A 12,639-nucleotide genomic window follows, 5' to 3' on the forward strand; every position below is an offset into this window, starting at 1 on the left:
GGGGAAGCAAAGCGCGGTGCGCGGGTCGGCTCTGTCATGCGGGCCATGACGCGTGTGCGCCAGTTCAGCATCGTGTCCCTGCGCGATCTGCTGGTCGCAAGCGGGCCGACGCTGCTGGCGGCGGTCGCGGTGGCCGTGCTGGCCTACATCTGGGTCGACCCGGCGCCGCCGCGCCAGCTCGGCATGGCCACCGGTCAGTTCAACAGCGCCTACGAGGAATTCGGCCGCCAGTATGCCGCCCGGCTGGCGCGCGACGAGATCAAGCTGAGCCTGCAGCCTTCGCTCGGGTCCCGTGACAACCTGCAGCGCCTCCTCGAGGGCAAGGTGGACGTCGCCTTCGTGCAGAGCGGCTCCACGGAAGACGGCGAGGCTGCACGGGCCGGACTGCTCTCGCTGGGCAGCCTGTTCACCGAACCGGTCTGGTTGTTCCTGCGCGAGCCGGCTGGGGTAACGCAGCTGACCGACCTGCGCGGCAAGCGCATCAACCTGGGGCCGGAAGGCACAGGCGTGCCGCGCCTGTTCCGCCAACTGCTGGACGCCAACGGCATCGGGCCGGGCGAGCTGGAGATCGGGGCGCTGGAGAACACGCCGGCCACGGTGGAACTGCTGGCGGGCCGCATCGACGGCCTGGTGTTCAGTTCCGCGCCGGAAGCGCCGCTGATCCAGATGCTGCTGCAGACCCCCGGCATCAAGCTATTCAACTTCACCCAGGCCGATGCCTACACCCGCCGCCTGCCTTTCCTGACCCACGTGGTGCTGCCGCGCGGGATCGTCGACCTCGGGCGCGACATCCCGGCCCAGGACTACCACCTGATCGCGCCCACCGCCACCCTGGTGGCGCGCGAAGACCTGCACCCGGCCCTGATGGGCCTGCTGGTGAAGTCGGCCGGCGAGATCCACGGCAAGGCGGGGTGGTTCCAGCAGCAGGGCCAGTTCCCCTCGCCGAAGTACACCGAGATCCCGGTGGCGCGCGAGGCGGAGCGCTACTACCGCGACGGTCCGCCTTTCCTGCAGCGCTACATGCGCTTCTGGCTGGCCAACCTGTTCGAGCGCCTGTGGGTGGTTGCGGTGGCGCTGGCCGCGCTCCTGATTCCCTTGTCGAAGATCGTTCCGCCGATCTACGTGTGGCGGGTGCGCTCGCGCGTGTATCGCTGGTACGGCGAACTGCGCAAGGTGGAGCAGGAACTGGAAACGATCGCGCCGGAAGACCGGGAAGCCGCGCGTGAAGGCTTGCTGCTGCGCCTGGATGACATCGAGGAGCGCGTCAACCACATCTCGATCCCGCTCGCCTACGCGGAAGAGCTGTATCGCCTGCGCAGCCACATCAACTTCGTGCGTGAGCGGGTGCGCGGCACTATCGACCAGCATGGCATGGCGCTTCCCCAAGGGCTGATGCGGAAATAGCAATTTCTCTCGCGGAAACGATTACACTGGCGGCCTTTGTCTCGAATTCGAAAGAAGCCATGATCCGTCGTCCGTTGTCCGCCCTTGCATTGGGCGTGATGCTGGCCTGTGCCGTTGGGGCCCAGGCTGCAAGCGTATCCGCAGCACATGCGGATGCGCCGGCCCAAAAGCGCAACCCGCGCGAGGCCTATACCAAGTATGAGTACCGCATCCCGATGCGTGACGGCGTCAAGCTGTTCACGACGGTGTACGTGCCGAAGGACAGCTCCAAACCGTATCCCTTCCTGGTGCAGCGCACCCCCTACAGCGCCGGCGTGTATGCGCAGGGCGAGCAGCGCTACGGCGTGGACTGGTTCCCCGAGGCGCTCAGCCCCTCGCGCGAGCTGGAGGAATCCGGCTACATCTTCGTGACCCAGGACGTGCGCGGCCGCTACATGTCGGAAGGCTTGTGGCAGGAAATGACCCCGCATGCCAAGGGCAAGCGCCTCAAGGGCGAGGGCCAGGAAAGCGAGGACATGCACGACACCGTCGAATGGCTGCTGAAGCACATCCCGAACAACAACGGCCGCGTCGGCATCTGGGGCATCAGCTACCCGGGCTTCTACGCGGCCGCGAGCATCATCGACTCGCACCCGGCGATCAAGGCCGCCTCGCCGCAGGCGCCGATCGCCGATCTGTACATGGGCGACGACTCCTACCACGGCGGCGCCTTCATGCTGTCGGCGAACTTCGACTTTTATTCGTCCTTCCTGCCGCAGAAGAACCCGACCACGGGCAACAAGGAGCGTTCGCGCTTCGAGTACGGCGAGGCCGACGCCTACGACTTCTTCCTGAAGCGCCTGACGATGGAAAACATCCTCGCCAGCATGAGCGCGGAGCAGCGCGAGCTGCTCGAGCCGACCATCGTGCACGATACCTACGACGAGTTCTGGCGTTCGCGCGCCATCACGCCGCACATGAAGAACGTGAAGGCGGCGGTGCTGACCGTGGGCGGCTGGTTCGACGCGGAAGACCCGGCGGGGCCGTTCGCGATTTATAAAGCGGTCGGCAAGAACAACCCGGGCACGCCGAACGCGCTGGTGATGGGCCCCTGGGTGCACGGCGGCTGGGCCCGCAGCGACGGCGCGCGCCTGGGTCACGTGAGCTTCGATGCGAAGACGGGCGAATACTTCCGCCGCGAGATCCAGTTCCCCTTCTTCGAGCAGCACCTGAAGGGTGTGAAACCGGCGCGCGCGATCCCGAGCGTGACGGCTTTCGAAACCGGCACCAACGTCTGGCGCAGCTACGCGGCCTGGCCGCCGGCGCCGGCGAAGGCGCGCACCCTGTACTTCGGCCCGAACGGTAGGCTGGACTGGAAGCCGCCAGTTGCCAGCGGCGCCGGCTACGACGAATACGTGGCCGACCCGCGCAAGCCGGTGCCCTTCATCGGCTACCCGGCCACGGGCGTGCCGCGCGAGTACATGGTGTCGGACCAACGCTTCGCCGCGACCCGCCCCGACGTGCTGGTGTACCAGAGCGAGGTGCTGGAAGAGGACGTGACGGTGGTCGGTTCTGTGGTGCCGAAGCTGTTCGTGTCGACCACCGGGACGGACGCCGACTGGGTGGTCAAGCTGATCGACGTCTACCCAAGCGGGTATCCCACCCCGGCGGTCGAGCGCAAGGGCAACGACGTCGCTCCTCCGAGCCTGAACCTGGGCGGCTACCAGCAACTGGTGCGCGGCAATCCGCTGCGCGGCAAGTTCCGCAACAGCTTCGAGAAGCCCGAGCCTTTCACCCCGGGCAAGCAGGAAGCGATCAGCTTCGACATCGGCGAAGTGAACCACACCTTCCGCCGCGGCCACCGCATCATGGTGCAGGTGCAAAGCTCGTGGTTCCCGCTGGTCGACCTGAATCCGCAGACCTTCACCCACATCCCGAAAGCGAAGCCGGAAGACTTCAAAAAGGCGACCCAGCGCGTGTATCGTGCGCCGGACGCGGCATCGGGCCTGCAGCTGATGGTGATGCCGGCTAACTGATGTCGCAGGCGTGATCTGGTCCAGTGGACCAGATCACGCCTACGCGCCGATCCAGGGCAAGCCCGCTTTGCACCAGCCCCCGATGGTCTTGCGATGCCCCTCCGCATCGCGGTCGCCTTCAAAACCTTCGAGGATGTCGTAGGACTCGGCAAACCCATGCTCGGTCGCCACGCGCGCACTGTGGCGCGAGCGCACGCCCGAGCGGCACAGGAACAGCAGCACCTCGTCCTTGCGCGCCAGCTGTTCCAGCTGCGCACCGAATGCGGGATTCGGCGCGCCGCCCGGGTAGGTGGCCCACTGCAGCGCAAGGTGCTGGGTCTCGGGGATCGCCACCCGGCCGACCCAGTCGCGCTCGGCACTGGTGCGCACGTCGACCAGCTTGACGCGTGGATCGCTCTGCAAGAGCGCGAAGGCTTCTGCGGGCGTCACCGCACCCGCATAGGGCTGGCCTGCGGCGCGCTGGCGCGCCTGGGCAAGGATGGTCTCGGTCGTCGTCATGATGTGATCCGTTTTGAACAAGAAAAGTCAGTGCACCAACTTGGTTCGGTGTATCCTGCGCTGCGATGGTGCACGGCCATCGTTGGCGCACCAAGTTGGTGCGGCGATGCACGCTGGTGCACCGGCAGGCGATGGGCATACCGGGCGATTTTAGGCTGGATGCGCGCGATTTCCAACGAAGCATTGTGCATTTGTTCATAACGCGGGCTTGGCACGGTTCATGCTTTGAGATACAGCAAGTTGCCGCGCTGCGAGCTTATCCGCGCGGCACCCCCTTTTCAATCAGGAGATACGAATGGCAAAGACGGCTGCAGACGTAATTCAACTCATCAAAGACAACGAAGTGAAGTTCGTTGACCTGCGCTTCGCGGATACCCGCGGCAAAGAGCAGCACGTCACCGTTCCCGTCTCGCATTTCGACGAAGACAAGTTCGAATCGGGCCACGCCTTCGATGGTTCGTCGATCGCCGGCTGGAAGGGCATCGAGGCATCGGACATGCTGCTGCTGCCGGACCCGGCCACCGCCAACCTCGACCCGTTCATGGAAGAGACCACCCTGTTCATGCAGTGCGACGTGATCGAACCGTCGGACGGCAAGGGCTACGACCGTGACCCGCGCTCGATCGCCAAGCGCGCCGAAGCCTACCTGAAGTCCTCGGGCGTGGGCGATACCGCCTTCTTCGGCCCGGAACCGGAATTCTTCATCTTCGACTCGATCCGCTGGAAGATCGACATGTCGGGCTGCTTCGTGAAGATCGACTCGGATGAAGCATCCTGGTCGACCGACAAGGAAATCGAAGGCGGCAACAGCGGCCACCGTCCGACCGTCAAGGGCGGCTACTTCCCGGTCCCGCCGGTCGACAGCTTCCAGGACATGCGCTCGGAAATGTGCCTGATCCTCGAATCGATGGGCATCCCGGTCGAAGTGCACCACCATGAAGTGGCCGGCGCCGGCCAGAACGAAATCGGCACCCGTTTCTCGACCCTGGTCGAGCGCGCCGACTGGACCCAGAACATGAAGTACGTGATCTGGAACGTGGCCCACAGCTACGGCAAGACCGCGACCTTCATGCCGAAGCCGATGAACGGCGACAACGGCTCGGGCATGCACGTGCACCAGTCGATCTGGAAGGACGGCAAGAACCTGTTCGCAGGCGACGGCTATGCCGGCCTGTCGGAGACCGCGCTGTATTACATCGGCGGCATCATCAAGCACGCCCGCGCCCTGAACGCGATCACCAACCCGGGCACCAACTCGTACAAGCGCCTGGTGCCGGGCTACGAAGCCCCGGTCAAGCTGGCCTACTCGGCACGCAACCGTTCGGCCTCGATCCGCATCCCGCACGTGGCGAACCCGAAGGGCCGCCGCATCGAAGTGCGCTTCCCGGACCCGCTGGCCAACGTCTACCTGTGCTTCGCCGCGCTCTTGATGGCCGGCCTGGACGGCATCCAGAACAAGATCCACCCGGGCGAAGCCGCGACCAAGGACCTGTACCACCTGCCGCCGGAAGAAGACAAGCTGATCCCGACGGTGTGCGCCTCGCTGGAAGAAGCGCTGGAAGCCCTGGACAAGGACCGCGAGTTCCTGACCCGCGGCGGCGTGTTCAGCGACGCCATGATCGATGCCTACATCGACCTGAAGATGCAGGAAGTGCAGCGCCTGCGCATGACCCCGCACCCGGCCGAATTCGACATGTACTATTCGTCGTAAGCAGAAGGTCAACAGAACCGTTGCGCTCATGCATCACCCAGCGTAAGGGTCTGTAACAAAGGCGGGGAAAGCAAGCGCTTTCCCCGCCTTTTTTCATCCTTGCGGTACACTCGCCCGGTCTACAATGCATGCACGTTTATTGTGCAGACTGATTTCTGATGGGAAAGACAATTAGCCTCTTCCGAGTGTCGATGATCGTGCTTGCCGGCCTGACGCTCCACAACGGGGCACAGGCGCAAGGCACCGTCTACAAGTGCGTGGACGAGCAGGGACGGGTGGAATTCACCGATACCAGCCGCAAGGGGTGCAAGGCCCTCGACCTGCCGGGCTATGCGCCGCCACCGCCGCCGCGCGCCTCCGCCCCGATCCCGGCCGTGCGCCCGGCGAGCCCGGGGCCGGCCTCCGCAGTCAGTCCGGCCAGCTTCCCGCGCGTCGACACGGCCCAGCAGCGTGCGCGCGACGACGACCGCCGCGAGATCCTCAACGACGAGCTGCGCATCGAGCAGAAGAAGCTGGCCGAGCTGCGCCGCGACTTCAACAACGGCGAGCCGGAACGCCAGGGCAACGAGCGCAACTACGCCAAGTACCAGGAGCGGGTGGCCTCGATGCGCGACGAGATCGGCCGCACCGAGCGCAACATCGAAGCGCTGCAGCGCGAGATCAGCAATATCCGATGACGGAACCATCCGCCCATGTGCGTTTTGCCGGCCTCGACCTGCTGGCCTCGAGCGTCCTGCTGCTCGGACCCGCGGGCGAGGTGCGCTACGCCAATCCGGCGGCCGAGAACCTGCTCGAACTCTCGCTGAAATCCCTGCAGCGCGCGCCGCTGCCGGAACTCTTCACCAACGGCATTGAATTGGCTGCGCTGTGCGCGCAGGCGCTGGCGCACCAGTACGCCGACCTGCGCCAGGACCTGGTCCTGCAGCGCAACGGGCGCGAGCCCCTGCACGTCAACAGCATCGTCAGCGCACTGGGCCAGGACGAACTCTTGATCGAGCTGCGCGAGAACGTCCAGCAGCTCAAGCTCGACCGCGAGGAGCGCATCCTCGACCAAAGCCAGGCCAACAAGGAACTGATCCGCAACCTGGCCCACGAGATCAAGAACCCGCTGGGCGGCATCCGCGGCGCGGCCCAGCTGCTCGAACTCGAACTGCCGCCGCATCACCCCGCCGACCTGACCGAATATACCCAGGTGATCATCAAGGAGGCCGACCGCCTCCAGACCCTGGTCGACCGCCTGCTGGCGCCGCATCGGAAACCCCATATCGTGGGTGACGTCAACATCCACGAGGTGTGCGAGCGCGTGCGCAGCCTGATCCTGGCCGAATTCCCGGTCGGCCTCACCATCCGGCGCGACTACGACGCCTCGATTCCCGAGTTCAGGGGCGACATGGAGCAGCTGATCCAGGTGGTGCTGAACATCGCCCACAACGCCGCCCAGGCACTCGCGAAACGCATCGCGGCGGGCGATGCCGAGATCGTGCTGCGCACCCGCGTGGCGCGCCAGGTCACCCTGGCCAAGGTCCGTTATGGGCTGGCATTAGATTTGCATATCATCGACAATGGACCGGGCATCGCGCCCGAGATCCGCGACCGCATCTTCTATCCGCTCGTCTCCGGGCGCGAAGGCGGCAGCGGCCTCGGGCTGACGCTGGCGCAAACCTTCGTGCAGCAGCACCTGGGTGTGATCGAGTGCGAAAGCCGGCCTGGACTGACGGATTTCCGGATCCTGCTGCCCCTGCCATAAGCCGGGGGGAGGCATCCGCCGTGAGTCCCCGAATTATCCATATTGCGGGAACCACGAACACATGAAACCAATCTGGATTGTCGACGACGACGCATCGATCCGCTGGGTGCTGGAAAAAGCCCTGGCGCGCGAAAGCCTGGAGACCCGCAGCTTTGCCAATGCGCACGACGCGCTGGCCGCTTTCGAAACCGATACGCCGCAGGTGCTGGTGTCGGACATCCGCATGCCGGGCGAATCCGGCATCGAACTGCTTGCCGCCGTCAAGGCGCGCCATCCCGGCCTGCCGGTCATCATCATCACCGCCTTCTCCGACCTCGATTCGGCGGTCGCCTCCTTCCAGGGCGGCGCTTTCGACTACCTGGCCAAGCCTTTCGACATCGACAAGGCGGTGGCCCTGATCCGGCGCGCCCTGGAAGAGAGTCTGCGCGAAGCCAGCGTGGAAGCGGCGCCCGCGGAGACGCCCGAGATCCTCGGCCACGCGCCGGCCATGCAGGAAGTGTTCCGCGCCATCGGGCGCCTGTCGCAGTCCAACGTGACGGTCCTGATCACCGGGGAGAGCGGCACCGGCAAGGAACTGGTGGCGCGCGCCCTGCACAAGCACAGCCCGCGCGCTTCCCAGCCCTTCATCGCACTGAACACGGCGGCGATCCCGAAGGACCTGCTCGAATCGGAACTGTTCGGCCACGAACGCGGCGCCTTCACCGGCGCCCAGGCGATGCGGCGCGGCCGCTTCGAGCAGGCCGAGAACGGCACCCTGTTCCTCGACGAGATCGGAGACATGCCATTTGATTTGCAGACCCGGCTTCTGCGCGTGCTGTCGGACGGCCACTTCTACCGCGTCGGCGGGCACCAGCCGGTCAAGGCCAATGTGCGCGTGATCGCCGCCACCCACCAGAACCTGGAACAGCGCGTGCGCGACGGCCTGTTCCGCGAAGACCTCTACCACCGCCTCAACGTGATCCGCCTGCGCCTGCCTTCCCTGCGCGAGCGCAGCGAGGACATCCCGATCCTGGCGCGCCACTTCCTGGTGCAGAGTGCACGACAATTGGGCGTCGAGCCGAAGCGCCTGAGCGAACCGGCGATGCGCTTCCTGGCCGGCCTCGAGCTGCCCGGCAACGTGCGCCAACTGGAAAACCTGTGCAACTGGATCACCGTGATGGCCCCGGGCCAGACGGTCGAGGTCAAGGACCTGCCGCGCGACCTGACGCAAGGATCGCCTGCGCCGTCGACCCTGCACGAGCCGGGCCTGGCCGGCGCCGCCACCGCGCCGGCGGCATCCGTGCCGGCCGCCGCGCCGGGTGTGCCGGTGTCGCCCGAAGGCTGGATCGGGCTGCTCGAGCTGCAGGCCGCCGGCATGCTCAGCGCCGGCCAGACCGAGGTGATGGACACGCTCGGGCGCCAGTTCGAGTCGGCCTTGATCAAGACCGCGCTGAAGCACACGCACGGGCGCAAGAACGACGCCGCGATGCGGCTCGGGATCGGGCGCAATACGATCACGCGCAAGATCGTCGAGCTAGGGATAGATGGCGCACAGGAAGAGTAGAAGCATTAGTGTAAGCTGGCGGATCATGTACCGATTTTCCGCTGCCACCATCCATGCTGATTAACTGTGTCGCCTACCAGGAAGGCAAGAAGCTGTCCGATATCCCGGTCGTGGATATCAGCGAACACCTGAAAGAACCGGGAACCTTCGTCTGGGTCGCCCTGCGCGATCCGGATGGGGCGGAAATCGCCGCCATGCAGGAAGAGTTCAACCTGCACGAGCTGGCGGTCGAAGACGCCGCCCGCGGCCACCAGCGCCCGAAGATGGAGGAGTACGGCGACTGCGTCTTCATGACCCTGCATATCGTGGAGCTCAACGGCGACGAGATCAGCGCCGGCGAGCTGGCCATCTTCGCGGGGCCGAACTACGTGCTGTCGGTGCGACGCGACGCCAACCGCGGCTTCCTGGGCGTGCGCGCGCGCGCCGAGCGCGAGCCGCACCAGCTGCGCAAGGGCTCGGGCTTCGTGCTGTATGCGCTGGTCGACGCCGTGGTCGACCGCTACTTCCCGGTGGTCGACATGCTCGAATCCGAACTCGAATCGATCGAGGACCATATCTTCGGCCAGAAGGGCGAGCAGCGCGGCAACGTCGAGCGCCTGTACGAGCTCAAGCGCAAGTCGCAGGTGTTGCGCCATGCCGTGGTGCCGCTGATGGATGCGATCGGGCGGCTGCACGGCGGCAGGGTGCCGGAAGTGGTGGTCGAGACCCAGGACTACCTGCGCGACGTCCACGACCACCTGCTGCGCATCCTCGGCCGCCTGGACACGGTGCGCGACACCATCAATACCGCGATCCAGGTGACGCTGTCGATGGTGGCGATCGAAGAGAACGACATCAGCAAGAAGCTGGCCTCGTATGCGGCGATCTTCGCCGTGTTCACGGCCTTCGCGGGCATCTGGGGCATGAACTTCGAATTCATGCCGGAGCTGAAGTGGAAGTACGGCTATCCGGCGGCGCTGTGCACGATGGCCGGGGTATGCGGCTACCTGTACTGGCGCTTCAAGAAGTCGGGGTGGATCTGACCTTGGTGGGGCCGGTTTGAATTGATGCGACGTCCATTCATGAACCGGCTGAACGCGTGGGCGGCATAGCCGCCCACGCTACAACTGCTTGCCTGCCGTGGCAGCCGCACCGCCGCAGGCCAGGATCACCAGTGCGATCGCCAGCCACTGCATGCCAGCGAGGCGTTCTCCCAGCACCACCCAGCCCGCCAGCGCCGCAAAGGCCGGGCCGGCGCTGACCAGGATGCCGAACACGCGCCGCGGCAGGCGCGCCAGCGCCGCCATCTCGAGCGAATAGGGCAGGGCGCTCGACAGCACCGCCACCGCCAGGCCGCCTGCCAGCACCGTAGGCAGCAGCAGGTCCGCGCCGGCATGCGCGACGCCGACCGGCACCGTGAACAGCGCCGCCGCCAACATGCCCCAGGTGACCGCCTGGCCGCCGTTCAGGGTCGATACCCGCTTGCCGAACACGATGTACATCGCCCAGCAGAAGGCCGCGCCGAGCGCGTAGGCCACGCCGGCCGGGTCGAGCGGGGGAACACCATCGTGCACCGGCGCCAGCAGCCACAGCCCCAAGGCAGCAAGCAGCACCCAGCCGAAGTCGCGTGCGCGGCGCGATGACAGCACCACCACGCCCAGTGGGCCGACCACTTCGATGGCCACGGCGATGCCGATCGGGATGCGGGCAAAGGCCCCGTAGATCAGGAGGTTCATGCAGCCCAGCATCAGGCCGTACACGAGCAGGTTGAGCGCGTCGCGCCGCGCGGGGAGCGCACGCCAGGGACGCACGACGGCCAGCATGATGAGCGCCGCCAGGCCGACGCGCACGGCGGTCACGCCCTGGCTGCCGACCAGCGGGAACAGGTGCTTGGCCCAGGCGGCGCCGGCGTTGACCGACACCATCGAGGCCAGGATCGCCAGGCCGGGACCAAGGGCCCCGTTGCCCGCCTGCGCGCCGCTGGACTGCGTCACTCGGCCATCGCCAGCGCCACGGCTTCCGCCACGCGGATGCCGTCCACCGCCGCCGACATGATGCCGCCGGCGTAGCCCGCGCCTTCGCCGGCCGGGAACAGGCCGCGCGTGTTTAGGCTTTGCAGGTCGCCGTCGTTGCGCTTGATGCGAATCGGCGAGGAGGTGCGGGTCTCGACGCCGGTCAGCACCGCGTCTTCCTTGTAATAGCCCTTGATCTGCTTGTCGAACGCCACGAAGGCTTCGCGCAGCGCGACGATCGCATACTCGGGCAGCGAGGGAGCCAGGTCGGTCAGGTGCACCGCCGGCTTGAACGAGGGAACCACCGAGCCGAATTCTTTCGAAGCGACGCCGCGCACGAAGTCGCCCATCAGCTGGCCCGGCGCATCGTAGTTGCTGCCGCCCAGGACGTAGGCGCGCGACTCCAGCTCGCGCTGGAAGGCGATGCCGGCCAGCGGGTGGCCCGGGTAGTCCTCGGGCGTGATGCCGACCACGATGGCGCTGTTGGCATTGCGTTCGTTGCGCGAGTACTGGCTCATGCCGTTGGTGACCACGCGGCCTTCTTCCGACGATGCCGCCACCACCGTGCCGCCCGGGCACATGCAGAAACTGTATACGGAGCGGCCGTTGGAGGCGTGGTGCACGATCTTGTAGTCGGCCGCGCCCAGCAGCTTGTTGCCGGCGTTCGGGCCGAAGCGGCAGACGTCGATCAGCGACTGCGGGTGCTCGACGCGGAAACCGATCGAGAAAGGTTTCGCTTCGATGTAGACGCCGCGGTCGTACAGCAGCTGGAAGGTGTCGCGCGCGCTGTGGCCGATCGCCATCACCAGGTGGCGGGTGGGGATTTCCTCGCCGTTAGAGAGGCGCACGCCCTGGACCTGGCGCACGCCGTTCTCTTCGCTCACATAGATGTCGTCCACCCGCGTCTCGAAGCGGATTTCGCCGCCCAGGGCAATGATCTCGGCGCGGATCTGCTCGACCATCTTCACCAGGCGGAAGGTGCCGATGTGCGGCTTGCTGACGTACAGGATTTCTTCCGGTGCGCCGGCCTTGACGAACTCGGTCAGGACCTTGCGCCCGTAATGCTTCGGGTCCTTGATCTGGCTGTACAGCTTGCCGTCCGAGAAGGTCCCGGCCCCGCCTTCGCCGAACTGCACGTTCGATTCGGTATTGAGCTTGCGTTTGCGCCAGAAGCCGAAGGTGTCGACGGTGCGCTCGCGCACGATCTTGCCGCGCTCCAGCACCAGCGGGTTCAGGCCCATCTGGGCCAGGATCAGGGCCACGAACATGCCGCAGGGGCCCATGCCGACCACGATTGGGCGCGGCGTGCCCGGCGCCGGCTTCGCCGCCGGGACGAACTTGTAGCCAGTGTCGGGCGAGGGGCCGACGTGCTGGTCATGCTTCAGGCGCGCCAGCACGGCGGCTTCGTCGCGCACCGCGACGTCGATCGCGTAGATCAGCACGATGGCCGATTTCTTGCGCGCATCGTAGCTGCGCTTGAAGACCGTGAAATCGAGCAGGTCGCCGCCGGCGATGCCGAGGCGCTGGAGGATGGCCTCGCGCAGTGCGGGTTCGGGATGGTTCAGCGGGAGTTTGAGTTCGTTTATTCGGAGCATCTTATGGCGGAAGCGCGCCGTGCGACGCGGCCGGGAAGGACGTCTATAGCGCACGGCAAAAGCGTTATTTTACCGTGTTATCGCCTCGCTTCCCCCGCATCGGCGACCCGAAGGCCGCAGGGGTACCCGTTATTG

10 protein-coding genes are annotated in these 12,639 nt (G+C 66.1%); 7 read left to right on the plus strand and 3 right to left on the minus strand.

Going from position 1 to position 12,639, the window contains the following annotated elements:
- The first annotated feature begins 45 nt into the window (after positions 1-45).
- Entirely contained in the window at positions 46-1,404 is a 1,359-nt protein-coding gene (locus tag MA09_RS11805; protein WP_036248631.1) for a TAXI family TRAP transporter solute-binding subunit, read from the plus strand.
- 59 nt (positions 1,405-1,463) lie between these two features.
- Positions 1,464-3,419 (plus strand): CocE/NonD family hydrolase, encoded by a 1,956-nt coding sequence (locus tag MA09_RS11810; protein ID WP_036248487.1) that lies wholly within the window; start codon positions 1,464-1,466, stop codon positions 3,417-3,419.
- 39 nt (positions 3,420-3,458) lie between these two features.
- On the opposite strand, the gene MA09_RS11815 is transcribed toward MA09_RS11810, so the two are convergent.
- Positions 3,459-3,917, minus strand: coding sequence for a rhodanese-like domain-containing protein (locus MA09_RS11815; RefSeq protein WP_036248490.1), 459 nt, complete (start codon positions 3,915-3,917; stop codon positions 3,459-3,461).
- A 295-nt stretch (positions 3,918-4,212) separates the two neighbouring features.
- Between MA09_RS11815 and glnA the strand changes: the two genes are divergently transcribed.
- The 5 genes from glnA (at position 4,213) to corA (ending at position 9,940) form a co-directional block, all read left to right on the plus strand.
- The gene (gene glnA, locus MA09_RS11820) at positions 4,213-5,628 is read left to right on the plus strand and encodes a type I glutamate--ammonia ligase (protein ID WP_036248493.1); all 1,416 of its coding nucleotides are present in this window, start codon (positions 4,213-4,215) and stop codon (positions 5,626-5,628) included.
- A 191-nt stretch (positions 5,629-5,819) separates the two neighbouring features.
- Entirely contained in the window at positions 5,820-6,305 is a 486-nt protein-coding gene (locus tag MA09_RS11825; RefSeq protein ID WP_036248633.1) for a DUF4124 domain-containing protein, read from the plus strand.
- The gene (glnL, locus tag MA09_RS11830) at positions 6,302-7,375 is read left to right on the plus strand and encodes a nitrogen regulation protein NR(II) (RefSeq protein WP_036248495.1); all 1,074 of its coding nucleotides are present in this window, start codon (positions 6,302-6,304) and stop codon (positions 7,373-7,375) included. The genes MA09_RS11825 and glnL overlap by 4 nt, the downstream gene beginning before the upstream one ends.
- A 61-nt stretch (positions 7,376-7,436) precedes the next feature.
- The gene (ntrC, locus tag MA09_RS11835) at positions 7,437-8,918 is read left to right on the plus strand and encodes a nitrogen regulation protein NR(I) (protein WP_036248497.1); all 1,482 of its coding nucleotides are present in this window, start codon (positions 7,437-7,439) and stop codon (positions 8,916-8,918) included.
- A 53-nt stretch (positions 8,919-8,971) separates the two neighbouring features.
- On the plus strand, positions 8,972-9,940 hold the full coding sequence (gene corA, locus MA09_RS11840; RefSeq protein WP_036248500.1) for a magnesium/cobalt transporter CorA: 969 nt from the start codon (positions 8,972-8,974) through the stop codon (positions 9,938-9,940).
- A gap of 78 nt (positions 9,941-10,018) precedes the next feature.
- On the opposite strand, the gene MA09_RS11845 is transcribed toward corA, so the two are convergent.
- Together MA09_RS11845 and MA09_RS11850 are read right to left on the minus strand one after the other, a co-directional pair.
- Complete coding sequence (locus MA09_RS11845; protein ID WP_036248502.1) at positions 10,019-10,891, minus strand: EamA family transporter; 873 nt, start codon at positions 10,889-10,891, stop codon at positions 10,019-10,021.
- A complete protein-coding gene (locus tag MA09_RS11850) occupies positions 10,888-12,504 on the minus strand; it encodes an NAD(P)/FAD-dependent oxidoreductase (RefSeq protein WP_036248505.1) in 1,617 nt (538 codons plus the stop codon). The genes MA09_RS11845 and MA09_RS11850 overlap by 4 nt, the downstream gene beginning before the upstream one ends.
- Positions 12,505-12,639 lie beyond the last annotated feature (135 nt).

Source organism: Massilia sp. BSC265 (genome assembly GCF_000740675.1).
Lineage (GTDB): Bacteria > Pseudomonadota > Gammaproteobacteria > Burkholderiales > Burkholderiaceae_D > Telluria.